A 555-nucleotide genomic window follows, 5' to 3' on the forward strand; every position below is an offset into this window, starting at 1 on the left:
GGTACTGCACTCGGGAGGGTGTGGGAGAGTAGGACACCGCCGGACAATCTTTCGTTCAGGGCCACCCCAATCGGGGTGGCCCTGAACGCATTTGGGGCTCTATCCGCCAACGTGAAGGGCGTTCCGGCGGACACGTGAAGGGCCACACCCGCGACCGGAAAAGACGCCCCAGAAGGCGCCGTCCCCGCTCGACATGGGGAAGGCGCTATCGCGGCCTGCGCATGGGCATGAACGACCCCATGGCGGTCGTTCGGACACCTCTTTCCCGAGCCGAACCAGACCGGAACAGACCGAACCAGACCGGATCGGGCCAGACCGGGCCGGGCGAGACCGGGTCGGGCCAGACCGGGCCGGGCGAGACCGGGTCGGGCCAGACCGGGCGGGCCAGGAAGACAATTCCCGCAGACATGGGAAACGGCCGACTGCGGACCCAGCAATATGGGCGTGAACGCGGGCAGGGAAGGCGCGGGCGGTGGTTTACCCCGACGGGGGTGGGGGCGGGCCGGGCCCCCCGGGGGGGGCAACCCCACCCCCCCCCCCCGCGGGGCGGCGGGG

It is taken from the genome of Micromonospora sp. NPDC047620 (assembly GCF_043205005.1).
In the GTDB taxonomy this organism is placed as follows: Bacteria; Actinomycetota; Actinomycetes; order Mycobacteriales; family Micromonosporaceae; genus Micromonospora.